At 56.9% G+C, this 13,680-nt stretch carries 12 protein-coding genes; 8 read left to right on the top strand and 4 right to left on the bottom strand.

Features of this window, described 5'->3' with window-relative positions; all coding sequences use genetic code 11:
- Positions 1-12: 12 nt before the first annotated feature.
- Positions 13-432 carry a SufE family protein gene (locus GPM19_RS08185; RefSeq protein WP_160418558.1) on the bottom strand — a complete coding sequence of 140 codons (420 nt, stop codon included), beginning with the start codon at positions 430-432 and terminating at the stop codon, positions 13-15.
- An 88-nt stretch (positions 433-520) separates the two neighbouring features.
- Positions 521-1,672, bottom strand: coding sequence for a tyrosine-type recombinase/integrase (locus tag GPM19_RS08180; protein WP_160418557.1), 1,152 nt, complete (start codon positions 1,670-1,672; stop codon positions 521-523).
- Between the two features lie 197 nt (positions 1,673-1,869).
- On the opposite strand from GPM19_RS08180, the gene GPM19_RS08175 reads away from it, so the two are divergent.
- Positions 1,870-2,937 carry a DNA-binding protein gene (locus GPM19_RS08175; protein ID WP_160418556.1) on the top strand — a complete coding sequence of 356 codons (1,068 nt, stop codon included), beginning with the start codon at positions 1,870-1,872 and terminating at the stop codon, positions 2,935-2,937.
- Positions 2,938-2,982: 45 nt separating this feature from the next.
- Here the strand turns inward: GPM19_RS08175 and nfuA are convergent, their stop codons facing one another.
- Positions 2,983-3,588 (bottom strand): Fe-S biogenesis protein NfuA, encoded by a 606-nt coding sequence (nfuA, locus tag GPM19_RS08170; protein WP_160418555.1) that lies wholly within the window; start codon positions 3,586-3,588, stop codon positions 2,983-2,985.
- A 331-nt stretch (positions 3,589-3,919) separates the two neighbouring features.
- Between nfuA and metH the strand changes: the two genes are divergently transcribed.
- The 4 genes from metH (at position 3,920) to GPM19_RS08150 (ending at position 11,233) form a co-directional block, all read left to right on the top strand.
- Entirely contained in the window at positions 3,920-7,603 is a 3,684-nt protein-coding gene (metH, locus tag GPM19_RS08165; protein WP_160418554.1) for a methionine synthase, read from the top strand.
- Positions 7,604-7,605: 2 nt separating this feature from the next.
- Entirely contained in the window at positions 7,606-8,961 is a 1,356-nt protein-coding gene (locus GPM19_RS08160) for an MATE family efflux transporter (RefSeq protein ID WP_319928109.1), read from the top strand.
- Positions 8,962-9,075: 114 nt separating this feature from the next.
- A complete protein-coding gene (locus GPM19_RS08155) occupies positions 9,076-10,728 on the top strand; it encodes a nitrite/sulfite reductase (RefSeq protein WP_160418553.1) in 1,653 nt (550 codons plus the stop codon).
- Entirely contained in the window at positions 10,721-11,233 is a 513-nt protein-coding gene (locus GPM19_RS08150) for a DUF934 domain-containing protein (RefSeq protein ID WP_227842286.1), read from the top strand. Before GPM19_RS08155 ends, GPM19_RS08150 begins: the two co-directional genes overlap by 8 nt.
- A 32-nt stretch (positions 11,234-11,265) precedes the next feature.
- Here the strand turns inward: GPM19_RS08150 and smrA are convergent, their stop codons facing one another.
- A complete protein-coding gene (smrA, locus tag GPM19_RS08145; RefSeq protein WP_160418551.1) occupies positions 11,266-11,856 on the bottom strand; it encodes a DNA endonuclease SmrA in 591 nt (196 codons plus the stop codon).
- A 262-nt stretch (positions 11,857-12,118) separates the two neighbouring features.
- Between smrA and GPM19_RS08140 the strand changes: the two genes are divergently transcribed.
- The 3 genes from GPM19_RS08140 (at position 12,119) to GPM19_RS08130 (ending at position 13,678) form a co-directional block, all read left to right on the top strand.
- Positions 12,119-12,571: a gamma-glutamylcyclotransferase family protein gene (locus GPM19_RS08140; protein WP_227842285.1), complete on the top strand. Its 453-nt coding sequence runs from the start codon at positions 12,119-12,121 to the stop codon at positions 12,569-12,571.
- Between the two features lie 91 nt (positions 12,572-12,662).
- Positions 12,663-13,286: an NAD(P)H:quinone oxidoreductase gene (gene wrbA / locus GPM19_RS08135; protein ID WP_160418549.1), complete on the top strand. Its 624-nt coding sequence runs from the start codon at positions 12,663-12,665 to the stop codon at positions 13,284-13,286.
- Positions 13,283-13,678, top strand: coding sequence for a DUF2069 domain-containing protein (locus GPM19_RS08130; protein ID WP_160418548.1), 396 nt, complete (start codon positions 13,283-13,285; stop codon positions 13,676-13,678). Before wrbA ends, GPM19_RS08130 begins: the two co-directional genes overlap by 4 nt.
- Positions 13,679-13,680 lie beyond the last annotated feature (2 nt).

The raw sequence follows: 13,680 nt of genomic DNA, 5'->3' as shown, positions 1-13,680 counted from the left end.
TATCGTGTCAGATTACTGCTTGCCCGCTACCTGAAAGATCCGCTGCAACATGGCATGCAGGCCGTTGCTACGCGTCGGTGACAGGTGGTTGTCCAGCCCTAGATCAGCGAGAAAATGCGGCTCGGTATTACGGATCTCTTCCGCTGGGCGATCGTTGTAAATGCGCAGCAGTACGGCAATCAAGCCGGACACAATCGCCGCATCGGAGGTCGCCTCGAAATGCAAACGCTCGCCCTCGACCTCGTGATGCATCCAGACATTGGATTGGCAGCCCTTGATTTTATGCTCGTCGGTTTTCCAAGTGTCGGGGAAATCCGGTAATTGCTTGCCCATATCAATGATGTACTGATAACGATCCATCCAGTTATCGAACATCTCGAATTCTTCCACCAGCTCTTGCTGGGCCTGTTCGGCGGTTAACTCTGCGCTCATGATACCTCCTCAATAAACTGCCTCTATTATACCTTTTGCACCCCGTCACGTCTGTCCTCCCTGCTCACAAGACCCTACTCACGAGACTTTACTGATGGGACAAAGTATGGCTGGTCAATTGACGGTGCCATTCCTCATCCTCGGTATGCAGATAGCGCGCCGTGGTATCCAGGCGCGAATGACGCGCGCTTTCCGCCAGGTAGCGAAGTTCCACTCCCGACTGAGCCTGATGGGTGATAGCGGTGTGGCGCAACCAATGGGGAGTCGCCCGCCTTAATGCCTCTATATGGCGACGCTCACCCTCGACATCTTCAAGCGCCTGGGCCGCCTGTTGAAAGGTGGCTCGAATCACACGATAAAGCTGATTTTCCCCCACCTCACGCCTTCCATCCAAGGCGCGCAACAGCGGTGTGTCATCGTCGTGCTCGGGGAACGGCGCCAAGCCGAGTGCTGCGCGCCAATGCTTCAAGAAGTACAGCATGTCATCCGGCACAGGAATGCGGGCGGTCTTAGCCCCCTTTCCAACCACGTGCCACCACCAGCGCCCTTCTGTTCGCTGGAAATCCTGCATGCGAGCGTTGGCCATTTCGCTTATACGCGGGGCAAGCAGGTAGGCAAAGCCGAACAGAAATACCCGTCGAGCTTGTTGGTAGCGTTCGCGCGGCGTCGCCTGCTCTAACAAAGGCTCATTCAGCCATTGCCACAACCATTGCCACAGCTCGCGCTCCAGGTAGCGCTCGATACCGGGCGCCTGATTGTTCAGGCGGCGTGCTTTGTCGCGCATCAAGCGAAAGGGATTGTGAGCCAACCACCCTGCTTCCACCAGCCAGCTGAACAGACCCTGCAGAATAACCAGGCTCTGGCGTCGGCTGGCCGCCCCCAGCGAACCTCGAAAAGGCCGCCATTCGGAGTGCGGGCGTGGCCTTGAAGGCCCCACCCATTGCGAGCGGGGCTGAGGGTCGCTGAGAAACCCTTCGAAGTGCGACAAGACCTCTCGATTCATGTCCGCAAGCACCATCTTCTGGGCATGTAGCCACAACAGCAAGCGCTCCGCTTCACGCCGATAACTGCGCAGGGTCTGCGGGCTGGCGCGGTATTCTTCCAGCCATTGCATCACCGCCTCGGTATCACTGGCCGCGCGGATATGCAGGTTAGACGGCTGACTCGGCAACGCGGACAGTGCCGACGGTCGGGACGCTGGTTGCGGAAACTCAGGTAATACCAAGGGAAATTCAGCCATGACAGCACTCGTTGAATTCAACTTGCCTAGTTTGGCCTGTAGTGGCTAGAAACTCAAGATAAGGCGGGTAATCTTGAATTTATTAGTCATTTGATAAATAAAATTACGTATTACGTTTTACGTAATTATTGCCTATTTCCAGCAAAAGCCCGAAAATAGCCTTCTTCATCTCAGGATTAACCAAGGAGCTCCGCCGCATGGCACGCAACGGCATTCAATATCCCGATGTACAAGAAGCCATCGATACCCTGCTTGTACGCGGTGACACCCCAAGCGTGCAGCGCATCCGCGAAGTGTTGGGCACCGGCAGTTTCACCACTATCAGCGAGCATTTACGCCACTGGCGCAGCGAGCGAGAACTGAATCGTGATGTGCCGCCGCCCAAGGGCGTGCCAGAGGTCATTGTGGAGCTGGCCACGGGGATGTGGCGCGAAGCACAGCAGACGGCCAATGACACCCTTGCCCACTATCGGCAAGATGCCAATCAGCAAGTGGAAAAGGCCCAACGACAGGCGCAGGAAGCTAGCCGACAAGCAGCCGACGCTGAACAGCGCGAGCGCGCCTTGGTGGAACATCTGCGCCATACCGAACAGCGCCTTGAAGCGCTGAGTAGCGAACTTGCGCAAAGTGAAACCCAGCGTCGCCAGGAACAAACCGAAGCGGAGGCGGATAAACGCAAACTCGCCGCCCTTGCCCAGCAACGAGACGAAGCACTCCAGAAACTTGAATACCAGGCGGAGCAACACCACCAGATTCAAACGGTGCAACAGCAGGAATACCAGCAACGCCTGGAGCAGGAGGAAAAACGCCATGAAGCGGCGGAAGCGCGATTGATGGGCTTGCTGGATACCACACGCCAGGAACAGCTCAGCGCACAAAAAAGCTTCCAGGCCCGCTACCAGCAGCTTGAAAAGCGAGCGTCTTCCTTGCAGGCAGTCCTATCTCAACAACAGGCTCAGCAACAAGTGGCCATCAACGAAGAGCAAACTCAGCACCGTGAGGCACGCCTGGCGCTTGCTCGTCAGGAGGAAAAGCACGGTGCACTGATGCGTGAAAACCAACAACTCATCACGCAACTGGAATCTCAGGCATGCGAACTTGACGCGCGAGAAAAGCGCCTGACGGCAATTGAAGAGCGGTGGGAAGCCAAGCTCTGGCATAGCCTGGAAGGCTTGCAAGCTAGAATGGAGGAAAGGATTCTGGAAAAGAGTACGGGCGAGAAAAACTCAGACGAGGAAAACGGCCCGGAAAATAAACTTACTTAGAAATAAACAGGGCCCTGCCGATGCAGAGCCCTGAGAATAAAACGCTTAACGGTAGTAGGCGTTCGTGGTGTCGGTGTGGTCGGTAACATCACGGATGCCACCCAGTTCAGGGATGCGTTCCATCAGGGTTTTCTCGACCCCGTCTTTCAAGGTGAGATCCACGGCGGCACAGCCCTGGCAACCCCCGCCAAACGCCAGAATGGCGTGCTTGTCTTCGGTGAGTTCGATCAGCTTGATTTCGCCACCATGGGAGGCGAGCCCCGGGTTGATCTCGCTGTAGAGGATATAGTTGACGCGATCCTCCAGCGGGCTATCGGCGTTGACCTTGGGCATCTTGGCGTTAGGCGCCTTGATGGTCAGCTGGCCGCCCATGCGGTCGGCATTGAAGTCGACCACTGCATCCTCGAGAAACGCCAGGCTGTTCTTGTCGAGAAACACATTGAGCTTTTCCAGCGTCAGCTGCTCATCGGTCGGCTCTTCCTCGCCGGGCCGACAATAGGCCAGGCAGGTTTCCGCATAAGGCGTACCCGGCTGGGTAATGAAGATGCGCACGGCAATGCCTTCGACACTCTGTTTCTCCAGCAGCTCTGCCAGATACTCCTGGGCACTGTCGGTGATGTTGATTTCGTTGCGTTCTGTAGTGGTGCTCATGAGGTATTGTTCCTCCCCGTGTCAGTGGCGATGCCACTTCACATGACATTAATGCCCCTATGGTAAGCAAAACCGAGGGCTGACACAATCCTGAGTAATTTAGTAGACTATTCTTTTGCTGTTTTATTGCTGTTTTATTGCTGTTTTATTGCTGTTTTATTGCTGTTTTATTGCATTTTTTACAGCCGGAGCATCGAGCCTCGCCGGATAGACCTGCCCCCGCGTAGCGGGCTTTGCTATCATGAGCGCTGCTCGAACGTATGAAGATGTTAAACGACGAATTAAAAAAGCCCCTTGATGTTCCCTTTCATGCTGGAGATCTACCCTCACCATGGCTGCTAGTGCTCTGACCCAACGCCTCACTCAACGCATCCTGATCCTGGATGGCGGCATGGGCACCATGCTGCAGAACGCTCAGCTCGACGAAGCCGATTTCCGCGGTGAGCGCTTCCAGGACTGGCCATCGGATCTCAAGGGTAATAATGATCTCTTGGCGCTGACCTGCCCCGACCTGGTCCGCGAGATACATCGCGACTACCTCGAAGCCGGTGCCGACATCATCGAAACCAACACCTTCAACAGCACTCAGCTGTCTCAATCCGATTACGGCATGGAAGCGTTGGTGGTGGAGCTCAATCGCGAGTCGGCGCGCCTGGCCCGCCAGGTGTGCGATGACGTCGCCGAAGAGACCGGCATTCCCCGTTATGTCGCTGGGGTGCTGGGACCCACCTCTCGCACCGCCTCGCTCTCGCCGGATGTCAACGACCCGGCCAAGCGTAACGTTACTTTCGACGAGTTGCGCGACAATTATTACCAGGCCGCCGAAGCACTGATCGACGGTGGCTCCGATTTGATAATGATCGAGACCATTTTCGATACGCTCAACGCCAAGGCAGCCATCTACGCCCTTGAAGAGCTGTTCGAGGATCGCGGCGAACGCTTGCCGGTCATGATTTCCGGCACCATCACCGATGCCTCCGGGCGTACCCTTTCGGGTCAGACCACCGAAGCGTTTTGGAACTCGGTGCGTCATGCGCGGCCGTTGTCGGTTGGTTTGAACTGCGCCTTGGGCGCTGAAGAGCTGCGCCCTTACCTCGAAGAGCTTTCCGTCAAGGCCGACACCTTCGTCTCGGCGCACCCCAATGCCGGTCTGCCCAACGAATTCGGCGAATACGACCAGACGCCTGAAGAAATGGCCGAGATCGTTGCCGAATTCGCCTCGAGCGGCTTGGTCAATATCATTGGCGGTTGTTGTGGCAGTACCCCTGAACACATTCGGGCGATTGCCGAAGCAGTGAAGGAAATGCCACCCCGTGAGGTGCCCGAGCGAGCGCGTGCCTGCCGCCTCTCGGGCCTTGAGCCGTTCAATATTCAAGCCGACTCGCTGTTCGTCAATGTTGGCGAGCGCACCAACGTCACCGGCTCGGCGCGCTTCAAGCGCTTGATCGTCGAAGAAGATTTCACCACGGCGCTGGAAGTGGCCCTGGAACAGGTCGAGAACGGCGCCCAGGTGATCGACATCAACATGGACGAGGGCATGCTCGAGTCCCAGGAAGCCATGGTGCGCTTTCTGAACCTGATCGCCGGTGAACCGGATATTTGCCGGGTGCCGATCATGATCGATTCCTCCAAGTGGGAGATCATCGAAGCCGGTCTGAAGTGCGTTCAGGGCAAGGCGGTGGTCAATTCCATCTCGATGAAGGAAGGCGAAGCCGCCTTTCGTGAACAGGCCACCAAATGTCGCCGCTTCGGCGCTGCGATTATCGTCATGGCTTTCGATGAACAGGGTCAGGCCGACACCTTTGCGCGCAAGACCGAGATCTGTGAACGTGCCTATCGCCTGCTGGTCGACGAGATCGGTTTCCCACCGGAAGACATCATTTTCGACCCCAACATCTTCGCCATCGGTACCGGGATCGAGGAGCACAACAACTACGCGGTGGACTTCATCGAAGCCACTCAATGGATTCGCGAAAATCTGCCTCACGCCATGATCTCGGGTGGCGTCTCCAATGTGTCGTTTTCGTTTCGTGGCAACAATGTGGTACGTGAAGCGATCCACTCGGTATTTCTCTACTACGCCATCCGCGCCGGCCTGACCATGGGCATCGTCAACGCCGGCCAACTGGCGGTGTATGACGACCTACCCAGCGAATTACGCGAGGCGGTCGAGGATGTGGTGCTCAACCGGCGCGAGGACAGCACCGAACGCTTGCTGGACCTGGCCGAGAAGTACAAGGGCGACGGCAGCAGCGGCCCCAAGAAGGAAGACCTGGAGTGGCGCTCCTGGGACGTCGACAAGCGTATTCAACACGCCCTGGTCAAAGGCATCACCGTCTATATTGAAGAAGACACCGAAGAGGCTCGTGCCCGCGCACCCCGCCCCATCGAGGTCATCGAAGGGCCGTTGATGGACGGCATGAACGTGGTGGGCGACCTGTTCGGCGACGGCAAGATGTTTCTGCCCCAGGTGGTCAAGTCGGCGCGGGTGATGAAACAGGCCGTTGCCTACCTGATTCCCTATATCGAGGCGGAAAAGAGCGGCGAGACCCAGGCCAAGGGCAAGATCGTCATGGCCACGGTCAAGGGCGACGTCCACGACATCGGCAAGAACATCGTCGGCGTGGTACTTCAGTGCAACAACTACGAAGTGATCGATCTCGGCGTGATGGTGCCCACCGAGAAGATTCTTCAGACGGCAAAAGCCGTCAATGCCGATATCATCGGACTTTCCGGCCTGATCACCCCGTCGCTCGATGAGATGGTGCATGTGGCCAAGGAAATGCAGCGCCAGGGGTTCGAATTGCCCTTGCTGATAGGCGGTGCGACCACCTCCAAAGCGCATACGGCGGTGAAGATCGCCCCGCAATACGAACACCCGGTGATCTACGTCACCGATGCCTCGCGTGCGGTGGGTGTGGCCGGTCGCCTGTTGGCGCCGAATCTCAAGCAAGCCTACGTCGACGAGATTAGCGAAGACTATGCCAAGGTCCGGGAGCGTAACGCCAAGCGTCGTCCCAAGGCGGCGGATCTGGATTACGCCCAGGCTTGCAAGCGGCGCTTTCGTACCGATTGGGCGAACTACACCCCACCGGCGCCCAAGATGACCGGGCTGAAGGTATTCGAAGGTTATCCGCTGGATGAATTGGTCGAGCGCATTGACTGGACGCCGTTTTTCATGAGCTGGCAGCTGGCGGGCAAATACCCCAAGATATTGAATGATGAAAAGGTCGGCGAGGCGGCACGCAACCTTTTCGAAGATGCCCAGCAGATGCTGAAGAAACTGCTCGACGAAAATCTGATCCAGGCGCGTGGCGTCATCGGGTTGTGGCGAGCCAATAGCGTGGACGACGATATCATCGAGGTATATGCCGATGAGTCGCGTAGCGAGATCATTGAGCGTCTCCATCATATTCGTCAACAGACCACCAAGGGGCGGGACGGCATCTGCTACAGCCTTGCGGATTTCGTCGCACCCAAGGCCAGCGGCAAGCCGGACTGGATCGGGGCCTTCGCGGTTACCACCGGCCATGGTGTCGATGAATTGGCCAAGTCCTATGAGGCTGCCGGTGACGACTATAACGCCATCATGGTGCAGGCACTTACCGATCGTCTGGCCGAAGCCTTTGCCGAGCGTATGCATGAGCGGGTACGCAAGGAATACTGGGGCTATGTCCCCGAAGAAACGCTGGATAACGATGCGCTGATCAGCGAGAAATATCAGGGTATCCGCCCCGCTCCCGGTTATCCCGCCTGCCCGGATCACACCGAAAAAGCGGCGCTGTTCCGTTTGCTCGATGCCGAACGCAACACCGGCCTCGCGCTGACCGAAAACTTTGCCATGTGGCCGGCGGCAGCGGTATCGGGCTGGTATTTCTCGCACCCGCAATCGAAGTATTTTTCCACCGGCAAGATCACTCGCGACCAGGTCGAAGTGTTGGCCGGGCGCAAAGGCATGGCCGTGGAGGAGCTGGAGCGCTGGCTGTCACCGGTGCTCTCCTACGATCCGAGTTGAACGTGCTGCCTGCCGCCACCCGCCATCGCAGGATCATCCGCCTGGCCATGCCGATCATCGTCGGCATGCTCTCTCAAAGTGTGCTCAATCTTGTCGACGCCGCCCTGGTGGGGTCATTGGGAGAAGTGGCGCTGGCAGGCGTGGGCGTCGGCGGATACGCCATGTTCATGGTTACCGCCCTGGTGTTCGGCTTGTCTTCCGGTGTGCAATCCCAGACCGCTCAACGTTTCGGGGCGGATAGCCAGTGTGCTGATCAACGTGATGCTCGTGCCCTGCCTCTCAATGCCGGCTTGCTGCTGGCGGTGGGCATGGCACTACCGCTGACCATTCTGGGCATATGGCAGGCACAGGCGTTGCTGGGGTTGATCAATCAAACGCCCGAGGTTCAGGCGATAGCGGTGGAGTATTTTCGCTGGCGGATGCTTTCCTTGATCGCGATCGCCATGACATTGTGCTTTCGCGGTTACTGGAATGGCGTGCAGCAAACCGGCGTCTACCTGCGCATCATCATTGTGGTTCATGCTTTCAATGTACTGGCCAGTATCGGGCTGATCTTCGGCCATGCCGGTTTACCCGAGATGGGAGCGGCAGGTGCTGGCGCGGGTACTACTCTTTCCTTACTGCTGGGACTTATCTTGTGGGTTCGGGTAAGTTCGCGTGGTGCTCGCCAGGATGGCTTTCTTTCGAACTTACCCTCACCAGCCAGCTTAAGGAAAACGCTTTCGCTGGCCGTGCCGCATTCCTTTCAGCAGCTGTGCTTCGCGGGTGGGTATGCGGTGTTGTTCTGGTTGCTCGGGAAACTCGACACCGCAAGCGTTGCGGTGGGCCATATACTGGTAAATCTTTCTTTGCTGCTGATCCTGCCAGGCGTCGGGCTAGGCATTGCCGCCATGAGCCTGGTGGGCGAAGCCCTGGGACGCGATGCCGGGGAAGACGCTCACCGTTGGGGGTGGGATGCGCTGCGCGTTGCCTGGATGAGCCTTGCGGCGATGGCATTGCCCATGTTGCTGATCCCGGAATGGGTACTGGGGTTGTTTCTCGATTCCGCCGCGCTGATCGAAATGGGGCGCCTGCCCTTGCAGTTGACCGGCATCATGATCGTGCTCGATGCAGCCGCCCTGGTACTGGCCCAAGCCCTTCTGGGTGCCGGCGCTCAACGCACCGTGATGCTGCTGACGTTGGGAATGCAGTGGCTGATCTTTCTGCCCTTGGCCTGGTGGGTAGGCGTTGTACTGGGCTATGGCTTGTTGGGTATCTGGTGGGTTCAGCTAGCCTATCGAATATTGAACTCTAGCGGTTTTATATGGGTCTGGCAGAGTCAGCGATGGATGAGCAATTCTGCCCTAAAGACAAATTAGAAATAAAAAGATAATTATATATTCTTTTGTAGAATATAGGCCCCGCGTTACAGTAATGGGAACCTCGATGTCCCATTTGGACGCGATCACTTCGTTTTTGCAGGACCGTGCCTAATGTACCGTTACGACAATCACGATCAAACCTTGGTTGATGAACGCGTTGCCCAGTTTCGCGATCAGATGGCGCGTTATCGTGCCGGGCGCCTGGGTGAAGAAGAATTCCGGCCACTGCGTTTGCAAAACGGTCTGTACATTCAAAAGCATGCGCCCATGCTGCGTATTGCGATCCCCTACGGGATGTTAGCCGGTTACCAGTTGCGCGCCTTGGCCGAAATCACCCAGCGCTACGACCGTGGTTATGGTCATTTTACGACACGTCAGAATCTGCAGCTCAACTGGCCGGAACTCGACGACGTACCGGAAATTCTGGCCGACCTGGCCAAGGTGCAGATGCATGCGATCCAGACCAGCGGCAACTGCATTCGCAATACCACCAGCGACCAGTTTGCCGGCATCGCCCAGGATGAAGTGGAAGACCCGCGTCCCTGGTGTGAGCTGATTCGCCAGTGGTCGACCTTGCACCCGGAATTCGCTTATCTGCCACGCAAATTCAAGATTGCGGTGAGCGGTGCAGCGCAAGACCGTGCGGCAATCCAGGTTCACGATATCGGACTGCGCCTGTGGCATAACGCCCAAGGCGAGTTGCGCATCAAGGTACTCGCCGGTGGCGGCCTGGGTCGCACACCCATGATTGGCGATGTCGTCAAGGAAGACTTGCCCTGGCAGCACCTGCTCACCTACCTCGAAGCCTGTGTGCGGGTTTACAACCAGTTCGGCCGCCGCGACAACAAATTCAAGGCGCGCATCAAGATTCTGGTCAAGGCGCTGGGAATCGAAGAGTTTCGCCGGCGGGTGGAAGAAGAATGGGTGCATCTCAAGGATGGCGCTCAGACGCTCAATCAGGCTGCGGTGGAAGCCGCCAAATCACATTTCCCCGAGCCGCCGCGGCGCCCTGTGGCAGAAGAAGCTATCGCCGAGTGCGTTCGCCTGCGCAGCGAAAACCGCGCCTTTGCCCGCTTCATGACCAACAACGTCACCGAGCATAAGGTGCCGGGCTACAAGGCGGTCACCCTTTCGTTGAAGCGTCGGGAGCATGCCCCGGGAGATGTCACCGCCGATCAGCTGAATGCCGTGGCCGATCTGGCCGATCGTTACAGCTTCAGTGAAGTGCGTGTGACCCATGAGCAGAACCTGGTGCTCTCGGATGTCCCCGTGGATGAACTGGAAGCCCTTTGGAAGGAACTGGAAGCATTGGGCATGGCCAACCCCACTGTCGGCACGCTCAACGACATTATCTGTTGCCCGGGTGGGGATTACTGTGGCCTGGCCAATGCCGTGTCGATACCGATCGCTCAGGCATTGCAGGAGCGTTTCGAAGACCTCGACTTCCTGTATGACCTTGGCCCGCTGGATCTCAATATCTCGGGTTGCATGAACGCCTGTGGCCACCACCACGTAGGCCATATCGGCATCCTGGGCGTCGACAAGAAAGGCGAGGAATATTACCAGATCTCGATTGGGGGTAATTCCACCGACGATGCCTCCCTTGGCAAGATTCTGGGTCCCTCGTTTTTCCGCGAAGACGTGCCGGACGTTATCGACAAGGTACTGAAAGTGTACGTCGAACAGCGTCATGAAGAAGAACGTTTCCTGGATACCTATCGCCGTATCGGCCTCAAACCGTTCAAGGAGCGTGTCTATGCCTGAATCTCTGATCCATGCACACCACCTGATTCGTCAGGGTGAGCTTGCCGACGAAAATGCCTGGGCCGTGTCGTATGACGCCGAGGCGCTACCGCCCGAGCAACTTCCCGCTTTCGTGCCGCTTACCCTGTGGCAGGAAAATCGTGAAGACAGCGAACTGGCTCCCTTGCTTACCAGTGATGTGGAACTGACGGCTGAGCTTGTAGCGCAACTCAAGCAAAGCCCGAGGCTGGCGGTGGATTTCCCTGCCTTTACCGATGGGCGCGGTTACACCCTGGCAAGGCTGTTGAGAGAACGCTTCGGCTATCAGGGAGAAATTCGCGCGGTAGGCGATGTACTGGTCGACCAGCTGGACTACATGCGTCGCTGTGGTTTCGATGCGATGGCGCTGCGTGACGATCAGGACCCGGAAGATGCGTTACGCGCCTTGAGTGCTTTCAGCGTGCGCTATCAACCCGATGTCGAAGAGCGCACTGCGTTGTTTGAACGACGTCTGAAAAGCCACTGAATCTTCTTAAGTCCAGACCTTCTATACCCAGCCTAACCGCGACGCTTCTGCTGGCGCTCGCGGTTATTGGCTTTGGCTCTTTCGCTTTTTTTCAGCATCACCCAAGTGGCGCCCAATCCACCTTCCGACGGCTGCGCGGACGTATACGCTTGTACTTCGTCAAATTGAGCCAACCATTTGGCGAGGTACGAGCGCAACACATTAGCTTGGCTATCGATCTCCTTGCCACGGCCATGGATGATCATCACCGAGCGCAGGTCATGGGCGTAAGCCTCCTGAATAAAGGAAAAAAGTTGCCGCCTGCACTCTGTCAGCGGGCGGCGCAACAGGTGCAATTGTGCCTGGACGCTATAGCCGCCATGGCGCAAACGGTCGAGCACCTCTTGCTGAATGCCGTTACGGGAGTACTGCATGGGATCGAAGGGTGGAATAAGTTCGACAAAATCATCCGAGAGAAAATTGCTCTCAGCGTGATTTTCTTCGGCCCATTCCCGGCGAGCGAGCTGCGCCTCCGAAGGTGTGCTGTGTTTCTTGCCCGTATCGGCACGATTGCCCGAGGGCAGCGGTTTGACTTCTCCCACCAGGGCGCGAAAGTCCATGTCATCACGAAGCGGTTGGTTCATGGCAGATTCCTCCCGGCTGACGAATACTGGCATTCTAGCAAAGCCAGCGATATAGCTTAAGCGCTTCGAGGTTTAGCCTGAAAACTGCGCGCGCTTATCGACATTTCAGACATGGCCAGTTGTTCTGCGTTCCGCCAGGTTAACCCTTTCTTTCTTATGACGAGGCCCACAGAATGGGGCGAAAAGTGGATGAATGGAGGTGGATATCAAAAGCCAGCGAAGAAAAAACCACGCAATAAAAAGCGTCTGGTGGATAAATGGGTTGATAATCCTGGGTCTCGTGGCAATGGGTGTGGCCGGCTGGCTATGGCTGTCGATGCTCAGCCCCTGGTTTTACGACCGACCGGAATCGTTGGCGCCCATCGAGAATCGGCAACATAACGTCTTTGTCTATGGCACATTGCGCTTTGCTCCGGTGCGCTGGCTGGTCATGGGCAGCACTGGTACCCCGGAACCCGCCGTATTGGAAGGTTATCGTCGCGAAGGGCTGGATTTGAAAGCGGATGACGACGCCCAGGTCGAAGGACTACGTCTGGAAGTCTCCGCTGATGAGCTGCGTCGATTAGACCGCTACGAACGCCTGGGTATTCGCTATCAGAGAGACAAACTCAAACTGGAGGACGGTACCTCAGCGTGGGTCTATCGCCGCTTTCCTGAACATGAAACCAGTGCGCTTCATCAACTCAAGTGGCCGCTAGCTCAATTGCGCTTGTGAGACGTCAGGACTGAGAGAAGTTAAGACAGAGAGAAGTTAGCACGGGAAAAAGTTACCATAGGCGAAATTTATCCAGACGCCAGGAAAGCCAATGAGCGATTCGACGCCCTACGTACTTGTTCTGTATTACTCACGCTTTGGTGCCACTGCTTCGATGGCTCGGCAGCTAGCTAAAGGAGTGGAAAGCGTATCCGGGGTTCAGGCACGTTTGCGTACCGTGCCGCCGGTATCCCCTACTTGCGAAGCGGTGGATCCAGAAATTCCTGAGGAAGGCGCGGTGTATGCCGACCTTGAAGATCTGCGCCATTGCAGCGCTCTAGCCTTGGGCAGCCCCACACGCTTCGGTAACATGGCTGCACCGCTCAAGCACTTTCTCGATACCACCAGCAATCTATGGATGAATGGAGCGCTGATCGACAAGCCGGCCGGTGCCTTTACGTCAACGTCCAGTTTGCACGGTGGGCAGGAAATCACCCTGCTCACCATGCTGGTCCCATTGCTGCATCATGGAATGGTTTACGCAGGGCTGCCCTATAGCGAAACGGCCCTGTTTACGACACAAAGTGGCGGCACGCCCTATGGCGCAACTCACCTTGCCGGGCAACGCAGTGACCGTTTGCTAGATGAGAACGAAAGTGAACTTGCCTACGCTCAAGGACGTCGTTTGGCACGCCTGGCCCTGGCTTTGGACGGCATGCGCAAGGAGGCTTCATGAGAAAGTGGCTGGATGGTCTGGAAGCCGAGCAGGGACTTGATAAATTGACCTGGCGTTCACGGCAACTAGTGCTGGGCAGTTTTGTTGCCTTGATCCTCTTGATGGTCTACCGCGGTTTTGCCGTTCAAAGCGACACAATCAATGTAGCTCCGATGCTGGTCTTTGTGTTGCCGCTGCTGCTGTTTTCACCCTCCATCATCAGTCGCCGACCACGTGGGCACGCTTGGCTGGCATTTGTCAGCTTATTGTATTTCATGCAAGGCGTCATGGTCGCCACCCTGCCCGGCCAAGGAATGCGGGGAGTGACAGAAGCCATCGTGTCGTTAGCCTTGTTCGTTGGCTGCACGGGATACGCGCGTTTTCGTAGCCGCCAACAGCGTCAGCAAAGCTGAAC

Source organism: Vreelandella zhuhanensis (assembly GCF_009793355.1).
In the GTDB taxonomy this organism is placed as follows: domain Bacteria; phylum Pseudomonadota; class Gammaproteobacteria; order Pseudomonadales; family Halomonadaceae; genus Vreelandella; species Vreelandella zhuhanensis.
Note: the sequence above shows the minus strand (reverse complement) of the source record. Positions and strands in the feature narration are given on the sequence as shown.